The sequence below is a fragment of the Maribacter algarum (ex Zhang et al. 2020) genome, from assembly GCF_005885635.1.
GTDB classification, from domain to species: Bacteria; Bacteroidota; Bacteroidia; order Flavobacteriales; family Flavobacteriaceae; genus Maribacter_C; species Maribacter_C algarum.
This window is the reverse complement of record NZ_VATY01000004.1, coordinates 313,635-333,455: the sequence shown is the minus strand read 5'-3', so window position 1 is coordinate 333,455 and position 19,821 is coordinate 313,635. Positions and strand designations below refer to the sequence as shown.

The following is a 19,821-nucleotide window of genomic DNA, read 5'->3' as shown; positions in this document are numbered from 1 at the left end:
TTCTATCTGCTACAAGGATTCACAAGTCATACGTTCCTTCTTGCTCATCTTTGGTCCCTGCATTTTGCCACCGCCTGCTTTTTCTTTTAGCATCATGTTTATGAGCTGTGTACGTTCTTTTTTAATAGCTTCCCTGTTTTGCTTATCCACTTCCAAATCAAAGTAGGTAGCTCCTTCTATCAATGTTTTCTCTGCTTTAGCATAAATGGATAATGGATGGTCGGACCACAATACCAAATCAGCATCCTTGCCAACTTTTATGCTTCCTACCCGGTCATCGATATGCAGCAATTTCGCAGGATTGATGGTTACCATCTTCCAGGCTTCAAGCTCAGTCATTCCTCCATACTTTACCGTTTTGGCCGCTTCTTGATTTAAGCGTCTTGCCATTTCACCATCATCACTATTGATAGCAACTGTAACACCCTGTCGCTGCATGATTGCCGCGTTATAGGGAATCGCATCATTAACTTCATATTTATAGGCCCACCAGTCACTAAAGGTTCCTGCACCTGCACCGTGTGCTGCCATTTTATCGGCTACTTTATACCCTTCAAGAATATGTGTGAACGTGTTTAGACGGAAGTTAAAATGGTCGGCTACTTTCATCATCATATTGATTTCGCTCTGCACATAGGAGTGACAACTGATAAAGCGCTCGCCATTTAGAATTTCGGCAATCACTTCCATCTCTTCATCATAACGATAGGGTTGACCGCTTTTCTTTTTAGTATCATATTCCTTACCTCTTTGGAAGTAATTCATAAATACTTGTTCAACTCCCATACGTGTCTGGGGGAATCTTGAAAAACTCTGCCAGTTACTTTGTTTTACGTTTTCACCCAAAGCGAATTTGATGAATTTGGGAGAATTGCTGTAAATCATGTTCTCGGGAGACTCCCCCCATTTTAATTTTAAAATCGCAGAGCGACCCCCAATCGGATTCGCAGAACCATGCAGCAACTGTGCTGAAGTTACACCACCACCAAGTTGTCTGTAGATATCAATGTCTTCATTATCTACAACATCTTCCATTTTTACCTCTGCTGTAGAGTTATGTCCGGCCTCATTAACCGCTAAGGCGGCAATATGGGTATGCTCGTCAATGACACCTGCTGTTAGGTGTTTTCCTGTGGCATCTACCACTTTGGCACGACCTGCTGAGAGATTTTGACCAATTTTGGAAATCTTTCCGTCTTTAATAAGTACATCCGTGTTTTCTAATATTCCAGAATCTTCACTTGTCCAGACCGTTGCATTTTGGAATAGAATCGTTTCTGCTTGAGGCTTTGTTTTGAATCCGTAGGCTAAATTTGGAAAGGTTACAGGCATTACTTCCGGAGCGCTGGCATCTTTCTTTTCATCCTTTTTGTCTTTAGTGAATGCCGAAGTTTTGATGGCCGCGAATGTAGACTCGTTTCCATTAGGAAGGGTCAATTTACCTTTGATGTTATCCGAAGCTTTGTTAACCAATCCCGTCATACGGTAATTCTTCGCTCCTTTATCCGTGGCAAAGGAAAGCGCTACCCAATCATTTTTGTAGCTAAGTTTTGACTTTAACTTGTTGGTATCTTGTTTGATTTCGATTTTAGGTTTGCCAGCTTCTCCCGTAATTGACATTTTATATGTCATGCCTCCAGCAGATAAATCATAGTTGCCACGAATATCTTTCTGGTTTTTATCGTTGATGACATTTTTTTGTCCTTGCACCCAGTTTTCATAAAGCGTTGTTTCTTTATCAAAAATGTCTCCAGAAGTAATCAAGAAATTGGCTTGACGGCCAACTTGTAAGGAACCAACACTTCCTGATTTTCCTAAGATGGAAGCTGGGACCGTTGTTAATGCTTCTAAGGCCTTTGTTTTGGGAAGTCCATATTTTATGGCCTTCATCAGATTCGCTTTGAATTTTGAAGGGGACTTTAAATCATAAAGTGTCAATGAAAAAGGAATTCCGTTATCAGCGAGTATCTTTGGGTTTGAAGGTGCTTGATTCCATTTACGCATATCTTTCAAATTCACGTAATTCGCGGCAATCGGGTCGGAAACATCATAGGCCTCAGGAAAATTTATAGGAAGAATAAACTTCGCGTTGGTTCCTTTGATTTCAGCAATTCGCTCGTATTCATTTCCGCCCCCTAAGATGGCATATTGTATGCCGTTCGCATCTCCGATTTTATCTGCTCGAAGGGCATGACCTTTATCTTTTGCTTCAAAAATCTGCACAAGACCTTTGTTTTCATTTAAGGCTTCTAAAGAACGGTCTTTGGTATCAGAGTTTCCGGCAGCATACCATTTCGCATCGGAATACATTTGACGTAGCAAAGCCATGGCACCCATAAGTGAAGTAGGGTAAGATTGCTTTTTAATGACACTACGCGAAAAAGAAAGGTATTGCGCTGATTTGTCATCCAAAATTCGGTTGGAATCATCACCGCTTCCGTTTAAAGCAACCAGTACTCCTGTTCCCCGGACAATTCCGTCTTGAATATGGGAGTTCACTACGCCAAAACCTGCATCTCGCAATTCCTTAGCTTTCTTATCGTCGTATTTAAACTTTGCAATTGCTGCATTTTCAGGCATGATATGGTCATTCCAGTAGAAACCTTGTCGTGACGCATCATATTGTGTGGCACGACCTCCACCAGAAGGACGCTTGGGTTGCTCTACTCCGAATTTGGAATAGATATCGATAAAAGAGGGATAAATTGAATGTCCCTTCGCATCTACAACCACAGAATTTTTAGGAATCGAAACTGATTTTCCAACCTGCTTAACCTTGCCATTTTGAATAAGCAATGTGCCTCCTTCGATTACCTGAGTTGGAGTCACATAAATTTTAGCATTTGTAAAAGCTGTATAGTTGTTGTTTTTTGATTTTACCCCATCGTTTTCAGGAAAGTAATCCTGAGCAAACAAGGTGCTGCCACACCAAAGAATGGCGAGCGCGAATAGTCTGATTTTCATATTAGAATAGTTGATTAATTAGTCTTTCTAAATGTAAGGGAAGTCAGGGGATTTACGAAGAGGTTTTGGGATTTTTAACGTTTGCTGAAAGTCCCTCAAAACTAGAAAGGTGGTTACAAAGGGTCCCCTTCTTTTTTCAAGGAGGGGTGGCGACAGCCGGGGTGGTTAACCTAGGAACACGAATTGATTAACCTTCTCGATTATTTTCACCAAATACCCCTCCACCCTAGGCCATCGCCTCAACTCGCCCACTGTTCTCACAGCGTCGCCCCTTGAAAAAAGGGGAGGGCCTGTATTTTATGATTTAGTTAGAGTTTATAAAGGATTCTTCTCATGATATCCCACTAACAAATGTACAACGCGGCTATAGCTCTGTACACCGTCTGCCTGATTATTGGCTTTTAAGAAGGTGCTGAAAACAGATTTGAAGATTGGCTCGAACGGATTCTCATAATCCTCATGAAAATCTTGAAGTTCACGATAGTTTTTCCTTACACCCTCATTAATGTTTGTGTATAGTCTTTCAAACTCTTTTTCATCGGTGGTGTGTACGGCGCTTAGACAATAGGCTAGGGCATAAGCTGAAGCTGAATACTGAAAATAAATATCCTCGTTTTCAGCTGTGACCATATAACCGATGAGATTTGTTTCGTTTTCTGCGGAATAGCCAATTTGGTGTCCGATTTCATGGGCTGCTACAACTGGGAACCTAAAAACAGGTGTCTTTTTATTCACCTGTGCTTCGTTGGTAAACGGATTCAAATACCCCCCAATACCCATATAACTTGACATGATACTGAACATAGATTTTTTAACACTCGGTCGACGGTACTCCAAAAAGGGCATTTGATCATCTAAGTTGTTGTAACTAGCAATAGTCCGCTCGAAGATTTCATTTCTGTTATACGGTACGTTTACCATTGCAGTACTGTCTTGAGTGATTTGTAACTGCAAGGCATTGGTTTTCTCGATCAATGTTTCCGTTAAACTTTTTATGTCTTCATAGGTCGCTTTCTCATTTACTGCTAGGGTTTCTGAAAGAGGCTTTCGGTAATAATTGAGCCCCCAACAAATATGAAAAGTGAAATAAAAAACCGCGAGTACCATGATATTATCACGTAGAAATAGCAATGGTTTTGTCTTGATTTTTCTACGATTTCTAAGGATGTAGCGGAATACCAATACAACTAAGAGGGTATAAATGATTTCTCCGACTGAAAAGGGAATCCATCCGAATAAACTCCTGAAAAATTGACTAATCCATGGATAAATGCCTGTGCTGTAAAAGCTTTCTACCCAATCAGTATGACCTGCCAGCCACTTCACCAAAATGATTTGAGGGATGAGACTAAGAGCGATTGCGTTTCTGAGTTTGTTTTTCAAATGATGTTAAAGAATTGCAGTTCGTCCAAAATTAAACTTTTATGGGTGATAGCAATTTTTGAGTCCGTATTTTTAGGAAAAATTAACCATTTCTATGAGTATTGAAGTAAGGAACTTAGAACCTCAAACCGTTTGGAACAAATTTGCTGATTTAAATGCCGTGCCCCGCCCTTCAAAAAAAGAAGAGCGGGTCATTCAGTTTATGATGGATTTTGGAAAAGAACTACATCTAGAGACTTTTAAAGATGAAGTTGGAAATGTGATTATCAGAAAACCGGCCACTTCAGGAATGGGGAATCGAAAATGGGTGACCTTACAGTCGCATTTAGATATGGTACATCAGAAGAATAATGACACGGTTTTTGACTTTGATATCCAAGGTATTGAAATGTATATTGATGGAGATTGGGTCAAAGCCAAGGGTACGACTTTAGGCGCGGATAACGGAATGGGTGTTGCAGCGATTATGGCTTTATTGGAGAGTTCCGATATCGTTCATCCACCGATTGAAGCTTTATTTACAATAGATGAAGAAACAGGAATGACCGGCGCTATGGGTTTGCAAGGTGGCGTTCTTAAAGGAGAAATTCTGTTAAATCTCGACACCGAGGAAGATGATGAAATTGATATTGGTTGCGCAGGGGGAATTGACGTTACCGCAGAAAAGAATTACAAAGAGAAAGAGGTATCAACTGGTCATGTTGCCTATTCAATTACCGTTAAAGGATTGAATGGTGGACATAGTGGAATGGACATCCATAAAGGTTTGGGCAACGCCAATAAGATTATGAATCGCATTTTGCACTATAATATGGCAAAGTATCATATTCAGGTGGCACACATTGATGGTGGAAGTTTACGTAATGCTATCCCTAGGGAAAGCACTTCGGTAATCGTTATCGATGAATTTCAAAAACTAAAATTTGAAGAGAATTTTGAACTTTTAACTACCGTAATTAAAAACGAACTTAGGGTTACAGAACAAAACCTTGAAATTAATTTGATTTCCACGGAGACACCTACGAAAGTGATGGATGGTCTTGTTCAAGAGGAATTACTCAAAGGACTTTATGCCGCTCATAACGGTGTGTATGCCATGAGTGCTTCTATTCCTGATTTAGTGGAAACATCAAATAATGTTGCTCGGGTTTTGGTGAAAGATGGGAAGATTAAAATCGGATGTTTAACGCGTTCATCTGTAAATTCAGCTAAAATGGACTTGGCAGAAACCTTGAGAGCTACTTTTGAACTTGCAGGTTTTGTTGTCACTTTCGGCGGAAGCTATCCAGGGTGGAACCCAAATCCCGACTCTGAAATTCTAAAGGTTTTAAAGTCGAGATATGAGTCTTTATTCAATGAGAAGCCTAGAGTGGTAGCTTGCCACGCGGGACTCGAATGTGGCATACTTGGAGAAAACTATCCCGATATGGATATGATTAGTTTTGGACCCACTATTCACGGTGCCCATTCTCCCGATGAGCGAGTTCAGATTTCATCTGTTCAAAAATTCTGGAAATATTTATTGGCTATTCTGGAAGATATCCCTGAAATAAGCAATGCCTAGGAATATTTTTTATTTTTCGTAGAATGATTTCGAATACCCAAGCATCAATTAGGGTTTTTCCCCCTAAGCTCTTCCCTTACCATTAATCCTGATTGGGTCAGCATACTATCGGGCCATTCACCGCTACCACTAGCACCTGGTTTTACAGCTGCAGAGCTTTCTTCCTTATCCGCTATTGACCAGTTGAGCCATGAGATATTATTTTCGTCAAGGAAATCCCACCAAGTATTGGCCTCGACAATGTCAATGAATCCGTCGCCGGTATATTCTGTAACACCTTGTTCGGTAACGAAAAGGGGAATGCCTGCGTCAATGGCCGTTTTTGCTAAATCACGAAGTTCTTGTTTATGTGAAGATGCATAATAATGCAGCGTATACATCACATTATCATCTTCAATTTGGTTGCCAATTACTTCATCAACACGTTGTGACCAAGTCCGAGTGCCAGCGATGACAACATTATCGGGGTCATATTTGCGTATTTCGGCAATTACGGCTTCATGATAGGGTTTGATTACATCATTCCAAGACGGAGTATCTAGCGGTTCGTTATAGGTCTCGTAAATGATATTGGGCTGGTCTCCATATTTTTGTGCTACTTCAGTAAAGAAGATTTTTGCTTCCTCAACACTGTCCTCGGCATGATGACTATGCCAGTCGACGACCACGTATAGACCCTCTTCAATCGCAGCGTCTATAACAGTAAAAATAAGTGCTTTTTGACTTTCTTTGTTTTCAAGATATCCTCCTGGGTCTTCAATTCCCATGGAGGCTCTTACTATGGTAGCTTTGAAATCCTTCTTCAACCATTGTACGACTTCTTTGGTATAAAACTGCGGCCACCAATTGGTCCAAGATAAAGACATACCTCTCAATTGGACTATGTTTCCATCTTTATCAACAAGGTTTTTTCCAGAGACGCTTAGTTGACCATGAATATCGACTATTGAGCTGGCTGTAACTGGATTCTCAGGTGCTTCTTCTTCTTCTTCTTCTTTAGGAGTCTGATCTTCGGAAATCTCTGGGTTCACTACAGGCTCATCGGACGAACTACATGATGTGGTTGATATTAAAAGACAAACTAAGATTAGATTAAGACATATTCTTCTCATAGCAAGGAGGATTTTATTGTTTAACGGATTAAAAATACAAATTGTTTCAGGGGGAGTGAAGAAATAAAAAATCCCGCTTGGTGGCGGGATTTATATTTTTACTGGGCCAGACCCGTAATCTCGAGGTCAAAAACTAAACTTGACCCCCCGGGTATAGGGCCATAATCACGATCACCATATCCTAAATGAGATGGAAAGAACAAACGAACCTTATCGCCAACTTTCATTGTCAATAGACCCTCCCTGAAACCAGGGGCGAGCTGTGCATCAGGACTATAATCCATTGGGCTTGGGGATAAATTTCCGCGATGCATCTGAGTAAGTTGATCCAACATTCCATAGGTGTCCGCAACACTGGCTTTACTGGTATCAAATAAAGTTCCATCTTCTAAAAAACCAGCATAGTCTACTAAAACTTTGGTCCCCATTCCCGGCTTTTCCCCTGAACCTTCTTCAAGTATTAATACTTTCAATCCTGAAGGATATGCTTTCGCCTTGGCTTTTTGAGAAGCTAAATCTGCGACAAAGGTTTCTTTTATTTTTTTAACGGCTTCCATTTTAGCCTTTTTCTCAGCCTCTAGGGCTGCTAAACGTTCCCCCTCCTTATTGAAATAATCAGTCATCACTGCTACCGCATCAAAGTCCTTGGCTTCTTTTCCATTGCGAATGATTTCGATAGTGTTCATTTTAACTTCTTCAACTGGTCTATTACGGCCGGCTACTGCAACGTTTGCAATAGAATCAACTATTGGCATACCCAATACAACTTCCCCGAATACGCTGTGTATCTTGTCTAACCAAGGAGTTGGCTTGTGCGTAATAAAAAACTGACTGCCATTTGTATTGGTATTCGCCCCTGAATTGGCCATCGAAAGAACTCCTTTTCTATCATGAACCAAGGAGTCATTGAACTCATCCATGAATCTATACCCTTGATTTCCCATTCCTGTTCCAAGAGGATCTCCGCCTTGTATCATAAAATCTTTCATAACCCGATGAAAGATAAGGCCATCGTAGAATTTTTTACCCTTGTATTCTTCCGCTACGAAGGTATTTGTACCTTCTGCCAGAGAGATAAAATTTGCCACGGTAACCGGAACTTTTTCATATTCCAATTTTACAACAATATCACCTTTTGTAGTTTGTATATCGGCAAAAACCCCATCTCCTAAATCAGGATACTTGCTTGATTTACAGCTTGAAAGTATCATTGAGATGCTTAATACTAATAGTAATGCTTTTTTCATGAATGGTATTTTAAATAATTTAGTTTTTAAATACTGTCTTTTTCAATTTTCAAAATGGCTATAGTTGACTTTAAAGGCATATTAATTCCTATTTTGTCACCATCACCAGGATAACCGTACCCTAAGGAAGACGGAAATAAAAAGGTAGCGGTTTCATTTTCCTTTAGCAATTTCACACTATTTCTCAGTCCAGGAAAAAGCTCTTGTTTATCTACTTTGTATTTTAAGATTCCGATGTCCTCCATTTTATATATGGTGTCATTTGAAAGACTTAAGATATTATAGGTCAAGGTAACCAAATCGTCAGGTTGCGGAGTATATATGGCAACTTCATTTTTCTTATTATAATAATACCATGAACCTGTGTCACTTTGCAAATAGCTGTTTGTAGAATCCTTGGCTATAACCTGTTTCATAATTGATTCTTCAAGGGCAAGTAGTTTTTTGCTACGTTCTATAGAGGCTTCAATAGAACTGCCGGTTTTCCTTTTCACAGGATGTCTCGGTACTGGGCCTTCACAGCTAATAAGACCTACAAATAATAAGAGGCAAACTAAATTTCTCATGCGTTCAAATTCTCTTTATAGTCTTCTAACAGGGAAACGAAATACTTTGCAGTTTCCTCAATGGAAACATCACTCCTCCCTCCGGCGGCATTATCATGACCACCGCCATTGAAATGCTTTCGAGCAAATTGATTGACCGAAAAGTCACCCTCAGAACGAAAAGAAATTTTTATGATTCCCTCTTCTTTATTTTCAATGAAAATAACTGCAAACCGAATACCTTCCAAGGTTAGTCCGTAGTTTACAAAACCCTCGGTGTCTCCTTTTTTATAGTTGTACGTATCTAACTCTTCTTGACTTAAGGTGATATAAGCTGTTCGATATTCTTCTAAGATGACCATGTTCTTTAAGGCGCAGCCTAACAAATGAAGTCTACTTGGAGAATTGGTATCGTAAATGCTATTGTGTATTTCGGTATTTTTTGCTCCTTTGTCAATTAAATTGGCCACAACTTGATGCGTTCTGCTGGTCGTTGAAGAGAATTTAAAGGAACCGGTATCAGTCATGATTCCCGTATAAATACAATTCGCCATTTCTGGGGTAATCGTACTTGTATCGCCTAAAAATTCAATGAAGTTATAAACCATTTCACAGGTGGAGCTCATCTCGACATCTGAATAGGTCACTTCAGCATAATTTGACGGAGCTTGATGATGGTCTATCATAATAAACCGAGCGTTTGAAGCTTCTAAGATGGGTTCTAATTGTCCCGTTCGTCCGAAGTGATTAAAATCCAAAGTAAAAATCAAGGTCGCTTCTTGCATTGCCGCAAGTGCCTGTGAATTTTTCGTCTCAAAATTTAGAATATGCTCATTGCCTGGCATCCATTTTAAAAATTTCGGATAGTCATTTGGGGAAACTATAACAGCCTCGTGACCTCGATTTTTAAGGTAGTGCCATAAAGCAAGTGTAGAGCCAATTGCATCACCGTCGGGATTTTTATGGGGAATAATGACAATTCTCTGCGGTACTGAAAGCAGCTCCTCTACCGCTTTAATATTGGCTGAATTCATGCGCGCAAAGATACAATAATATAATACAGAGATAAACCCTAAAAGGCTATTTTTGTTGGATAAACCAATACAGATAAGGATGCTAAAATTCGTTTCAATTTTAAGTGTTTTATTTCTCTTCGGATGTAAAACTCCAAAAACTCAGGTTTCGGCCACTATTGGAAAATCTGATTTCACCATTGCTTTTGGGTCCTGTAATAAACACGATTTGCCGAATCTATTGTGGGATGACGTTAAGGCTTCTAATCCTGATGTTTGGATATGGGGCGGTGATATTGTGTATGCCGACACAGATGATATGACCGAACTAAGACGCACGTACGCGGCTCAAAACGAGGTAGTAGGATATAAGGACATGAAAAGTGAAGTTCCAGTAATTGGTTCTTGGGACGACCATGATTACGGATTAAATGATGGGGGAGTTGAATTTTCAGCGAAACAGGATAGCCAACAAGAATTATTGAATTTCTTAGATGTTCCAAAGAATAGCCCAAGAAGAAAACAAGAAGGAGTTTATACGTCTCACCATTATCGTACTTCGTGGGGAACCGTTTCGGTTATTGTTTTGGATACGAGGTATTTTCGGACTGCGATTACCCCAGATACCGAAACTAATAAACGTTTAAAACCAAATACTTATGGAGAGGGCTCAATTTTGGGGGAAGTTCAATGGGAATGGTTAGCAGGTGAATTGGCCAATTCTAGTTCAGATTTCAATGTTGTAATAAGTAGTATTCAATTTCTCTCTAACGAGCACGGTTTTGAATGCTGGGGCAACTTCCCACACGAAGTTGATCGGTTTAATGAATTGGTTGCAGATTCTAAGGCCAAGGGTGTCATTGTATTATCGGGAGATCGGCACATTTCAGAATTTTCAAAAACTAAAATAGAAGGGATGAATTACCCGTTGATTGATTTTACAAGTAGTGGTTTGACACATGCCTATTCTAAATTTAGTGGTGAACCAAATCCGTTTAGAGTTGGAGAAGTGGTAAGTACGGAAAGCTTTGGAGTGTTAGAATTTGATTTCGATAAAGGCGAGGTTGTATTTAAAATGATGGGAGATGGAGGAGCGGTTTTAGGAGAGTTAAGACAGTCGTATTAATACTTGCCGATTGCCAAATAAACTGTACTTTTGCACAAAATTTTGAAACATGACGACAAATAGAACTTTTACAATGATTAAGCCTGATGCCGTTGAAAACGGACATATCGGTGGAATTTTGGATAAAATTACCTCTGCTGGTTTTAAGATTGTAGCTATGAAGTATACGCAATTGAGCAAGAGAGATGCACAAGAATTTTATGCGGTTCACAGTGAACGCCCATTTTACGGTGAATTGGTTGATTTTATGACGAGAGGACCTATTGTATCCGCAATATTAGAAAAAGATAACGCAGTTGAGGATTTTCGTGCCTTGATTGGTGCTACAAACCCTACTGAAGCTGCCGAAGGTACAATTCGTAAATTATATGCAACCAGTATCGGAGAAAATGCCGTTCACGGCTCAGATAGTGATGAGAATGCCGCTATTGAAGGTGCATTTCATTTTGCTGGTAGAGAGATTTACTAGACTGATAATTTATACTGAAGGAACCCAATAAGTTTAGCTTGTTGGGTTTTTTATTACCGCAAAACTAGTTTTGTCACCAATTCCTTACCCAATTCTTCGTTCAGCATTGCGATAATTTTCGATTTCCCAAGACTTAATTCCTCTCGGAGAACTGAGGAAGAAAGCGAAACAAATAAAGTTTGGTTACGAAGTTCAACCGCCGTCGTGTAATTGTTGACCCCATTGCCCATAAGGTTTACCCAAGCCTCTTTGGCATTTACCTTGTCTATGCCTTTTTCGAGTTTGTTAGCTTTAATAAACTCATTCAGGGCTTCGCCCATATTCAAATTGTCATTTCGTCGTTTCGCCATTATTCTTCTAAATTAATGGATTGAAAACGTTTGTAGGTATAGGTCAAGGTATCATGGTTTGTAACCGAAAATTTATCTTGTGAAATTGATTTTATAACTTCCGACCATTCACTCATGGCATTTTTATAATGGATTTTGAATTCACCATTATTCTCTTGAATTAGGAAAGGTTCTGCGTCGTTCGAAGTTGTAAAGCTTCCATCGAATTTGGGCTGCATTTTTTTTCGGAAACCTTTCAATCCATCCAATTCAATATAATCCACGGTAGGATTTACGGTAAACTCCTTGGTTTCTCCATTCGGGAAGGTAACTTGTTCAATTTCCCAATATCCATTAAGCTTTGAAATATCTTGTTGAGCTATTTTTGTGGTACATCCGAGGAGTACTAAAAAAGAAAATATGAAACTGAAATACTTCATATTACAATTTAAAGATTTTATAAGACTGATGAATGTTTTTCACCACATTTTCAGTTCGTTCAGGATGGGTGTCACTAATGAAGATTTGTCCAAAATTCTTATTATCAACCACCGCTATAATATGACTCACGCGATTTTCATCGAGCTTGTCAAAAATATCATCTAAGAGTAGAATAGGAGTGGTTTTTGCTAATTCCTTCATGAAATGAAATTGTGCAAATTTCAGTGCTATCAAAAAGGATTTCTGCTGTCCTTGACTTCCAAACTTCTTTATAGGATAATCAGTAATTTTAAAACTCAAATCATCTTTGTGAATACCAACACTTGTATACTGGAGCGCCTTATCACGATCAATGTTTTTTTCTAGTAAACTGAGGAAATCCGTATTGGTAAGTTTCGATTCATAGGTAAGGGAAACAACCTCATTATCCCCAGAAATAATACGATACTGTTCAATAAAAATAGGAATAAAAGTCTCCAAAAAAACCGTCCGTTTCTTATGAATGGGCTTTCCATACTCTACTAATTGCTCATTGTAAACTGCAAGAGTTGTGGCGTCAAATGTTTGATTTGCAGCAAAGTATTTTAAAAGTGAATTCCGTTGTGAAAGCACCTTGTTGTATTTGATAAGATCTTGCAAATAGGCCTTGTCGGACTGCGAAATTACACCATCCATAAACTTTCTTCGTGTATCGCTGCCTTCTACAATTAGGTCGCTGTCAGCTGGAGAGATAATCACCAAGGGTAATAAACCAATGTGGTCAGATAAACGCTCGTAGGCCTTGGCGTTTCTTTTTATTATTTTTTTTGCCCCACGTTTGAGACTGCAAACAATTTTTTCTTCTCGTTCTCCATTTTCGAATGTTCCATCTATAACAAAGAAATCGGTGCCATGTTTGATATTTTGAGTGGCTACAGGGTTAAAGTAACTTTTACCTAAAGAAAGATGATAAATAGCGTCTAAAGCATTTGTTTTTCCGATACCATTTGCACCTACAAAACAGTTTATTTTGGTGTCGAAATCGAACTCAGCCGACTCAAAATTTTTATAATTGATAAGTGATAAATTCTTTAGAAGCATTCCGTGTGCCGAAGTATTTTTGATTCGAGTCGCCTAAGAAGATGCAAATTATCGAAAAATAACGAATAAATACGGCTCACGATTTCAATAAAAACTTTATTTTTGCGCGACCAATAAAAATTCTGATGGCAACATATAAGAAAAGAGGTTTTAAACCTAAAAATAAAGCGGAGCAGCAACAGTTCGATGAGCAGGAAAGCACAACAGCTGAGGTGTTTAGTACCTTAGATGAAAGTGCCTCTCGTAGTGAGGAATGGGTTGCCAAGAACCAAAATATTATTTTAGGTATTATTGGTGTAGTTGCTATCGGTGTATTAGGTTATTTGGCCTATAACCAGTTTATTCAAGCTCCAAAGGAAGAAAGTGCTGCAAACGAAATGTACTATCCTCAGCAATACTTTGACCAAGCAGTAAATAGTCCAACTCAAAAGGATTCCTTATTCACTTTGGCGCTGGAAGGGGCTGAAGGTAAATATGGATTCTTAGAAATCATTGAAGAATACAATGGAACAAAGGCAGCAAACCTTGCGCACTATTCTGCAGGAATGGCCTATCTAAATATGAATGAGTACGAGAAAGCTGTGGATTATTTAGAGGATTTCTCTTCTGATGATGCTGTTTTGGGTGCCTTGTCGAAAGGCGGACTTGGCGATGCGTTCATGCAGCTAGGTCAAGCGGCCGATGCCTTAGGTTATTATGAGCAGGCAATTAGCCACAATGCCAATGAGTTTACAACTCCAAAGTTTTTATATAAAGCGGGAATTACAGCCTTGGAATTAAACCAAAACGATAAGGCCTTAGGATATTTCCAAAGAATTAAAGACGAGTTTTCAAAATCTGATGAGGCTCAGACAATTGATGCATTTATTGGAATGGCTAAAAGTGGAAACTAATGGCTACGGCAAATAAAAATTTATCGGTTTACGATAAAGCAACAATCCCAAACGCGAAAGACCTTCGGTTTGGGATTGTTGTTTCTGAATGGAATTCTGAAATCACGGAAGAACTCTGCACAGGAGCTTTGGAAGCTTTGTTAGACTGTGGTGCCAGTTCAGAAAATATTATTCGTTGGGATGTTCCAGGGAGTTTTGAATTGACTTTTGGCTGTAAAAAAATGATATTGGACACCAAAGTTGATGCCGTTATCGCCATAGGAAGTGTTATTCAAGGTGAAACGAAACACTTTGATTTTGTCTGTAGTGCAACTGCTCAAGGAATCAAAGATTTAAATGTTCAATTTAATACTCCAGTAATTTTTTGTGTTCTCACAGACAACACCTTGCAGCAGGCTCAAGAACGCAGTGGTGGCAAACACGGCAACAAGGGTACGGAAGCTGCCATTGCGGCTATCAAAATGGCGACTCTCGGAGCGTAAAATCAAACCCTCTTTTGTTTTCAATTCAATTTTAAAATGTATTTTCCGTGTAGATACACGGATTATGAAATACAATTTTGATGAAATCATAGATCGCCGAAATACAAATGCGATGAGTCTAAATGGTTATCGCAATTACCTCTTTGGAGGCAGTGATGCCTTTGAATCTGATTATTCAGATGAAGATTTGATTCCGATGTGGATTGCGGATATGGAATTTAAGTCACCTCCAGCAGTTTCCAAGGCAGTAAAGGATAGAGCGGAACATGGTATTTTCGGATACTCACAAATATTTGACCCTAACTACAAGCAAGCTTTTTTAAACTGGTCAAAACTACATTATGACTGGGAGTTTAAGCCAAATCATTTGGTTACTTCCCATGGTGTGATTCCGGCATTATTTTCGCTTGTCAAGTACGTTTGCGCTCCCGATGAGAAAGTGCTTATCATGACCCCCTCCTATGCTTTTTTTAAGCTGGCAACAGAGGGCAGCAATAGAGAATTGATTACTTCTGATTTAATCAATGAAAATGGTAATTATACTATAGATTTTGAGGATTTTAGAAGAAAAGCGGAAGACGAAAAAGTAACTTTGACCATTTTTTGTAACCCACATAATCCTACAGGACGTGTCTGGTCAGATGATGAACTTCGTCAACTTGGAGAAATATGTTTGGAGAACGATGTCATGATTATTTCTGATGAAATACATTGTGACCTTTTGAGAACCGAAAAAACATTTACTCCCCTTGCACGCCTTTTTCCTGAAAGTGACCAAATCATCACCTGCATGGCACCCAGTAAAACCTTTAATATGGCAGGTTTTATGATTGCAAATATTATCATTCCTAATGACGAATTGCGCACGCTTTGGCAGCAAAAGGAAATCCCCATTGATAATCCCTTAAGCATTGCGGCGGCCCAGGCTGTCTATTCCCATGGTAATGAATGGCTCTCTGAACTAAAAGAATATTTGGATGGAAATTTTGAATTTTTAAAAGACTATTTATCTGAATATTTGCCCAAGGCCATTTTTAAAATTCCGGATGCTACTTACCTTGCCTGGGTTAATATTGGCGCCTATTTACCAGATGAAGAAAACTTGACTTTGTTCTTTGCAAATAAGGCGGGAGTGCTTTTGGAGGGGGATAATATGTTTGTGGCGAACGGTGCTGGTCATATCCGTTTGAATTTAGCTTGCCCTAGAGCTCGTCTTCATAAAGGTTTAGATCGCATTGCAAAGGCAATTCGAAATAGCACAACATAGTGCCTCGATAATGGCGATCAGTTTTGAAATTTGGTACTGTATTTGTACTCATGATACCGGCTATTTGGATGCGAATGGGCTTATTCAATTCTGTTAACATTTTTTGGCAGAAGAACTACAGCATTTTTTTTGAATTTAAGTAACTTTGATACTATGGGATTCTTAAGCAAATTCACAAAATTGGGGCGTGCCAAAGACTTTGATTACCAACCACGATATTATAAAAGTGATAAGGAGGGTAATCCGTTCAAAATTGAATATAAGTTTGATCAGTATCGAACTACTGCAGGCTCTAATAGAGGCTTGAAAAAAAAATTCAATAACATCCTTGAAGACTCAAGAAGGAAAGGTGATCGCAATATGCGTATACGCTTACTTGTAATTATTTCCATACTAGTATTTATTTTTCTCTATATCATCGATTTCGATCTTTCTATATTCTACTCTAGCTAATGGCAGATATTATTAAACTTCTGCCTGACCATGTAGCCAATCAAATAGCGGCGGGTGAGGTAGTGCAGCGGCCGGCTTCAGTGGTCAAAGAACTTCTGGAGAATGCTATTGATGCTGGTGCTAGTACCATTATGCTTATTGTTCGAGACGGAGGCAAAGCCCTAATCCAAGTGGTCGACGATGGAATCGGTATGAGTCCTACAGATGCGCGATTGAGTTTTGAACGTCATGCAACTTCTAAAATTCAGAAGGCCGAAGACCTTTTTGATTTAAATACAAAAGGCTTTCGTGGTGAGGCATTGGCATCTATTGCCGCCATTGCTCATGTAGAAATGCAAACTAAGCTCCAAGCTGAGGAGTTAGGTACTGTTTTGAAGATAGAGGGTAGTAAAATAATTTCACAGGAAGTTGGCGCTACTGTTACGGGTACTTCCATGGCAGTAAAAAACCTTTTTTTTAATATTCCGGCAAGACGTAATTTTTTGAAATCAAATCAGGTTGAACTAAGGCACATTACGGATGAGTTTCATAGAGTGGCATTGGCTCATCCAAATATTGCCTTTCATTTTCATAATAATGGAAGTGAGATGTTCAACCTTCCAAAAAGTAATTATCGTCAGCGTATCGTAAATATTTTTGGCGCGAAAACAAATCAGAAACTTGTGCCAGTAGCGGAGGAAACACAGGTTGTTAAGATATCTGGTTTTATCAACAAGCCTGAGTTTGCCAAAAAGAGTAGGGGAGAACAGTTTTTCTTTGTAAACAATCGGTTTATTAAAAGTCCGTATTTACACCACGCCGTAGTTTCGGCATTTGAAGGAGTTATAAAGCCGGATACTTACCCAGGCTACTTTTTGTATTTGGATGTAAACCCCGCATCCATAGATATTAATATTCATCCAACCAAAACGGAGGTAAAATTTGATGATGAGCATACCTTGTACGCAATTTTGAGATCTACCGTAAAGCATAGCTTAGGGCAATTCAACATAGTTCCTGCTTTAGATTTTGAACAGGATCAAAATTTGGAAACTCCCTATGCCTATAAAAATAAAGAAGCTGAATTGCCGAGCGTTGCTGTTGATTCCAGTTTTAACCCATTTCAAGAAAAAGTGGCTACAAAAGGTGCAGCCTCATATCAAAAAGGAAGCAAAGTAAGCAATCAATCCTGGGAAGGTCTATACACCGGCTTAGAATCTGAAATTGGGAAAGAGGTTGCTTTTAGAAGTATGCAGTTTGAGTCAGATACCATTACTGGGTCTGTATTTGACGAAGAAAAAGAATCTTTGAATACCAGTAGTACAACGTTTCAATTGCGACGAAAATATATTGTTACTACCATCAAGTCAGGCATGATTGTAATTGATCAAAGCCGTGCACATCAACGTGTTTTATACGAGAAATTCTTAAAGAATATTACCGTTAAAGAGGCTGTAAGTCAGCAATTACTTTTTCCACTGTCACTTTCCTTTTCTATTAATGATAGAGCCATTTTAGAAGAAATTAAAGAAAGCTTGAATACGATTGGCTTCATTTTTGGAGCCATGGGTGATGAAACTGTTGAAATAAAAGGAGTTCCAGTTTTGGTTTCTGAGAGTGAAGTAGGAATGGTACTTGATCAATTGATTTCTGATTATCAAATGGAGGTTTCAGGAAACAGTTTTTCACAAACCGATATTGTTGCTAAAACCCTTGCTAAAACACTCTCGGTAAAGACTGGTGAAATTTTGGAAAGCACGTCACAAACCGCACTAGTCAATGATTTATTTGCTTGTAAGGAGCCATTGGTTAGTCCGTTTAATAAACCTGTATATATTACAATTACCGAAAACGATATTGATAGAAAATTCATTTAGATGTTTAGAATTACAGAAGGAGTAAAACACTTACTTATATTGAATGTTCTATTCTTTATAGCCACTTCTCTTTATGGCGATATCATGATAGAATGGTTTGCGCTGTGGTTTCCAAAGGCTGAGCCTTTCGGATGGTGGCAGTTTGTTTCGCATATGTTTATGCATGGCGGGCCTGACCATATTTTTTTCAATATGTTAGCGTTATGGATGTTTGGTACTTCTTTGGAAATGGTATGGGGTAAAGAAAAATTTCTTTTTTTCTTTTTTTCTGCAGGCATTGGTGCTGCATTGGTTCAAACAGGAGTAAATTATTATCAATTTAATCAAGGAATTTCGGCACTCGTTGATGCTGGGGTTTCCGAAAATGAAATAATTGATTTAATGTCGCAAGGAAGGTATATGCCTGGATGGTATGATATAATCCCTGGAAGTTTGGTTGAGGGGATGATTAGCAATTATATGACACATTTAGTCGGGGCTTCCGGGGCGACTTCTGGTATTTTGGCTGCGTTCGCTTTTATGTACCCCGAGAGAGAGCTTTTCCCTATTCCGATTAAAGTAAAGTTCGCTATTCCAATTCTATTTTTAGGGGATTTATACTACGGCCTTAGTGGGGGTGGAGGTAACATCGCGTATTTTGCACATATCGGAGGAGCACTTTTCGGATTGTTTATGGTCTGGTACTGGAAAAAGAATCAATTCAACAAAAACCGTTGGAACTAATATGAAAACTGGAGGACTACGATATCAATATGCCCGATTAAGTATCGCTGAAAAACTAATAGCGATTAATGTGGCTGTTTACATTGTAAATTATTTGGTTCCGTTTCTTTTTAAACTGCATCCTGATAGTATTTCTCAATGGTTCTGGTTACCTAAAAGTTTACTTGATTTCTTTTCACAACCTTGGTCCATTGTAACCTATTCCTTTTTTCACGCAGATTTTTGGCATATTCTCATGAACATGCTCATTCTCTATTTTGCAAGTAGAATTCTTCTCAATCTGTTCGATGGCAAGAAGTTTCTTAATATTTACTTTTTAGGTGTAATAGCTGGTGGAACAGCCTTCTTATTAAGTTATAATATTTTCCCTGCTTTTCTCGAAAATACTTCTCAAATGATTGGTGCCTCGGCAGGAGTAATGGCGGTTCTTATTTTTATATGCACTTATATTCCCAATCAAGAGATTAGGCTCATCTTTTTTAATGTTAAGCTCTGGTATATTGGGGCCTTCTTTGTCTTGAAAGATTTAATTCAAATCCCAATGGGAAATGCTGGAGGCCATATTGCTCACTTAGGTGGAGCTTTATTGGGCTATATGTATGCCCGTAAACTTATGGAAGGTAGAGATATCGGTGCTGGTTTCTCTAAATTTTTAGACGGATTAGCAAACCTATTCAAAACCAAAGAAAAGAAAGCGCCAATGAAAACGGTATATAAGAATAGAGCTACTTCCCAATCAAAGGTAAAGCGAGATAAAGATAGCCACCAGCGTCAAATCGATACAATACTCGATAAAATTAGTAAGTCGGGTTACGAAAGTCTTTCAAAAGCTGAAAAAGACTTTTTATTCAAAGCAGGTAAAGAAGACTAGATA

18 protein-coding genes are annotated in these 19,821 nt (G+C 38.8%); 9 read left to right on the top strand and 9 right to left on the bottom strand.

Annotation, left to right across the window (positions count from 1 at the left end):
• Window positions 1-9: 9 nt before the first annotated feature.
• Complete coding sequence (locus FEE95_RS18425; RefSeq protein WP_138659494.1) at window positions 10-2,964, bottom strand: amidohydrolase family protein; 2,955 nt, start codon at window positions 2,962-2,964, stop codon at window positions 10-12.
• A 315-nt stretch (window positions 2,965-3,279) separates the two neighbouring features.
• Complete coding sequence (locus tag FEE95_RS18420) at window positions 3,280-4,347, bottom strand: DUF3810 domain-containing protein (protein ID WP_138659493.1); 1,068 nt, start codon at window positions 4,345-4,347, stop codon at window positions 3,280-3,282.
• A 94-nt stretch (window positions 4,348-4,441) separates the two neighbouring features.
• Between FEE95_RS18420 and FEE95_RS18415 the strand changes: the two genes are divergently transcribed.
• Window positions 4,442-5,911, top strand: coding sequence for an aminoacyl-histidine dipeptidase (locus FEE95_RS18415; RefSeq protein ID WP_138659492.1), 1,470 nt, complete (start codon window positions 4,442-4,444; stop codon window positions 5,909-5,911).
• Between the two features lie 44 nt (window positions 5,912-5,955).
• Here the strand turns inward: FEE95_RS18415 and FEE95_RS18410 are convergent, their stop codons facing one another.
• The 4 genes from FEE95_RS18410 to FEE95_RS18395 all read right to left on the bottom strand — a co-directional run bounded on the left by FEE95_RS18410 (window position 5,956) and on the right by FEE95_RS18395 (window position 9,849).
• Entirely contained in the window at window positions 5,956-7,023 is a 1,068-nt protein-coding gene (locus tag FEE95_RS18410) for a glycoside hydrolase family 5 protein (RefSeq protein ID WP_138659491.1), read from the bottom strand.
• Between the two features lie 98 nt (window positions 7,024-7,121).
• Complete coding sequence (locus FEE95_RS18405; protein WP_138659490.1) at window positions 7,122-8,270, bottom strand: peptidylprolyl isomerase; 1,149 nt, start codon at window positions 8,268-8,270, stop codon at window positions 7,122-7,124.
• A gap of 26 nt (window positions 8,271-8,296) precedes the next feature.
• Window positions 8,297-8,836 (bottom strand): gliding motility-associated peptidyl-prolyl isomerase GldI, encoded by a 540-nt coding sequence (gldI, locus tag FEE95_RS18400; RefSeq protein WP_138659489.1) that lies wholly within the window; start codon window positions 8,834-8,836, stop codon window positions 8,297-8,299.
• Entirely contained in the window at window positions 8,833-9,849 is a 1,017-nt protein-coding gene (locus tag FEE95_RS18395) for a DHH family phosphoesterase (RefSeq protein WP_138659488.1), read from the bottom strand. The genes gldI and FEE95_RS18395 overlap by 4 nt, the downstream gene beginning before the upstream one ends.
• A 79-nt stretch (window positions 9,850-9,928) precedes the next feature.
• Between FEE95_RS18395 and FEE95_RS18390 the strand changes: the two genes are divergently transcribed.
• Window positions 9,929-10,954 (top strand): alkaline phosphatase D family protein, encoded by a 1,026-nt coding sequence (locus FEE95_RS18390; protein WP_138659487.1) that lies wholly within the window; start codon window positions 9,929-9,931, stop codon window positions 10,952-10,954.
• 49 nt (window positions 10,955-11,003) lie between these two features.
• Window positions 11,004-11,423: a nucleoside-diphosphate kinase gene (locus tag FEE95_RS18385; RefSeq protein ID WP_138659486.1), complete on the top strand. Its 420-nt coding sequence runs from the start codon at window positions 11,004-11,006 to the stop codon at window positions 11,421-11,423.
• A gap of 53 nt (window positions 11,424-11,476) precedes the next feature.
• Here FEE95_RS18385 and FEE95_RS18380 read toward each other — a convergent pair whose 3' ends face one another.
• From FEE95_RS18380 to recF, 3 genes are read right to left on the bottom strand one after another with little or no spacing between them, the layout of a single operon-like run.
• On the bottom strand, window positions 11,477-11,773 hold the full coding sequence (locus FEE95_RS18380) for a DciA family protein (RefSeq protein WP_138659485.1): 297 nt from the start codon (window positions 11,771-11,773) through the stop codon (window positions 11,477-11,479).
• The gene (locus tag FEE95_RS18375) at window positions 11,773-12,192 is read right to left on the bottom strand and encodes a hypothetical protein (protein WP_138659484.1); all 420 of its coding nucleotides are present in this window, start codon (window positions 12,190-12,192) and stop codon (window positions 11,773-11,775) included. Before FEE95_RS18375 ends, FEE95_RS18380 begins: the two co-directional genes overlap by 1 nt.
• A 1-nt stretch (window position 12,193) precedes the next feature.
• Window positions 12,194-13,273: a DNA replication/repair protein RecF gene (recF, locus tag FEE95_RS18370; protein WP_138659483.1), complete on the bottom strand. Its 1,080-nt coding sequence runs from the start codon at window positions 13,271-13,273 to the stop codon at window positions 12,194-12,196.
• A 125-nt stretch (window positions 13,274-13,398) separates the two neighbouring features.
• Between recF and FEE95_RS18365 the strand changes: the two genes are divergently transcribed.
• The 6 genes from FEE95_RS18365 to FEE95_RS18335 all read left to right on the top strand — a co-directional run bounded on the left by FEE95_RS18365 (window position 13,399) and on the right by FEE95_RS18335 (window position 19,818).
• Window positions 13,399-14,166, top strand: a complete 768-nt coding sequence (locus tag FEE95_RS18365) for a tetratricopeptide repeat protein (RefSeq protein WP_138659482.1) — start codon at window positions 13,399-13,401, stop codon at window positions 14,164-14,166.
• On the top strand, window positions 14,166-14,648 hold the full coding sequence (gene ribH, locus FEE95_RS18360) for a 6,7-dimethyl-8-ribityllumazine synthase (RefSeq protein ID WP_138659481.1): 483 nt from the start codon (window positions 14,166-14,168) through the stop codon (window positions 14,646-14,648). The genes FEE95_RS18365 and ribH overlap by 1 nt, the downstream gene beginning before the upstream one ends.
• A gap of 64 nt (window positions 14,649-14,712) precedes the next feature.
• Entirely contained in the window at window positions 14,713-15,915 is a 1,203-nt protein-coding gene (locus FEE95_RS18355; RefSeq protein WP_138659480.1) for a MalY/PatB family protein, read from the top strand.
• A gap of 452 nt (window positions 15,916-16,367) precedes the next feature.
• The gene (mutL, locus tag FEE95_RS18345; RefSeq protein ID WP_138659478.1) at window positions 16,368-18,224 is read left to right on the top strand and encodes a DNA mismatch repair endonuclease MutL; all 1,857 of its coding nucleotides are present in this window, start codon (window positions 16,368-16,370) and stop codon (window positions 18,222-18,224) included.
• Entirely contained in the window at window positions 18,225-18,947 is a 723-nt protein-coding gene (locus FEE95_RS18340; protein WP_138659477.1) for a rhomboid family intramembrane serine protease, read from the top strand.
• A gap of 1 nt (window position 18,948) precedes the next feature.
• A complete protein-coding gene (locus FEE95_RS18335; protein WP_138659476.1) occupies window positions 18,949-19,818 on the top strand; it encodes a rhomboid family protein in 870 nt (289 codons plus the stop codon).
• Window positions 19,819-19,821: the final 3 nt, after the last annotated feature.

What these genes read in the sequence shown, in the direction of transcription:
- FEE95_RS18425 (WP_138659494.1), bottom strand. Translation starts at nt 2,964, where the DNA reads ATGAAAATCAGACTATTCGCGCTCGCCATTCTTTGGTGTGGCAGCACC.
- FEE95_RS18415 (WP_138659492.1), top strand. Translation starts at nt 4,442, where the DNA reads ATGAGTATTGAAGTAAGGAACTTAGAACCTCAAACCGTTTGGAACAAA.
- FEE95_RS18410 (WP_138659491.1), bottom strand. Translation starts at nt 7,023, where the DNA reads ATGAGAAGAATATGTCTTAATCTAATCTTAGTTTGTCTTTTAATATCA.
- FEE95_RS18405 (WP_138659490.1), bottom strand. Translation starts at nt 8,270, where the DNA reads ATGAAAAAAGCATTACTATTAGTATTAAGCATCTCAATGATACTTTCA.
- gldI (WP_138659489.1), bottom strand. Translation starts at nt 8,836, where the DNA reads ATGAGAAATTTAGTTTGCCTCTTATTATTTGTAGGTCTTATTAGCTGT.
- FEE95_RS18395 (WP_138659488.1), bottom strand. Translation starts at nt 9,849, where the DNA reads ATGAATTCAGCCAATATTAAAGCGGTAGAGGAGCTGCTTTCAGTACCG.
- FEE95_RS18390 (WP_138659487.1), top strand. Translation starts at nt 9,929, where the DNA reads ATGCTAAAATTCGTTTCAATTTTAAGTGTTTTATTTCTCTTCGGATGT.
- FEE95_RS18385 (WP_138659486.1), top strand. Translation starts at nt 11,004, where the DNA reads ATGACGACAAATAGAACTTTTACAATGATTAAGCCTGATGCCGTTGAA.
- FEE95_RS18380 (WP_138659485.1), bottom strand. Translation starts at nt 11,773, where the DNA reads ATGGCGAAACGACGAAATGACAATTTGAATATGGGCGAAGCCCTGAAT.
- FEE95_RS18375 (WP_138659484.1), bottom strand. Translation starts at nt 12,192, where the DNA reads ATGAAGTATTTCAGTTTCATATTTTCTTTTTTAGTACTCCTCGGATGT.
- recF (WP_138659483.1), bottom strand. Translation starts at nt 13,273, where the DNA reads ATGCTTCTAAAGAATTTATCACTTATCAATTATAAAAATTTTGAGTCG.
- FEE95_RS18365 (WP_138659482.1), top strand. Translation starts at nt 13,399, where the DNA reads ATGGCAACATATAAGAAAAGAGGTTTTAAACCTAAAAATAAAGCGGAG.
- ribH (WP_138659481.1), top strand. Translation starts at nt 14,166, where the DNA reads ATGGCTACGGCAAATAAAAATTTATCGGTTTACGATAAAGCAACAATC.
- FEE95_RS18355 (WP_138659480.1), top strand. Translation starts at nt 14,713, where the DNA reads ATGAAATACAATTTTGATGAAATCATAGATCGCCGAAATACAAATGCG.
- mutL (WP_138659478.1), top strand. Translation starts at nt 16,368, where the DNA reads ATGGCAGATATTATTAAACTTCTGCCTGACCATGTAGCCAATCAAATA.
- FEE95_RS18340 (WP_138659477.1), top strand. Translation starts at nt 18,225, where the DNA reads ATGTTTAGAATTACAGAAGGAGTAAAACACTTACTTATATTGAATGTT.
- FEE95_RS18335 (WP_138659476.1), top strand. Translation starts at nt 18,949, where the DNA reads ATGAAAACTGGAGGACTACGATATCAATATGCCCGATTAAGTATCGCT.